Genomic DNA, 251 nt, shown 5'->3' on the forward strand with positions numbered 1-251 from the left:
CGGACGATAAAAATAAACTTATAGCTATTATAGCGGAGTATGGGAATCCAGCTATTATAAGTATTCATGTGGTAGAAGAATATGGAACGGAAATAATGAAAGATCAGGCTGTGGAGAAACTTATGCATTTCTTTCGTAATTAATAGAGGAGGGAGGATCGTTTTCTCCCTTTCCAAACTAATCTGCCGTTTATTTAAAAAATGATTTTTTCCTTAATAAAACAATAGTAAAAACGGTTACATAAAATTATC

1 protein-coding gene (cut by a window edge) is annotated in these 251 nt (G+C 31.9%); it reads left to right on the plus strand.

Annotated features, from left to right (window positions below; translation table 11 throughout):
• Positions 1–143, plus strand: partial view of a genetic competence negative regulator gene (locus V7149_RS14855; protein WP_335346392.1) — the final stretch only. The gene continues 412 nt to the left of window position 1, outside the view; 143 of the gene's 555 nt are visible here — the last part of the coding sequence; the start codon falls outside the window, past its left edge; the stop codon is at positions 141–143.
• The last annotated feature ends 108 nt before the right edge of the window (positions 144–251 follow it).

The sequence above is a fragment of the Bacillus sp. JJ1503 genome (genome assembly GCF_036965125.1).
GTDB lineage: Bacteria > Bacillota > Bacilli > Bacillales > Cytobacillaceae > Cytobacillus.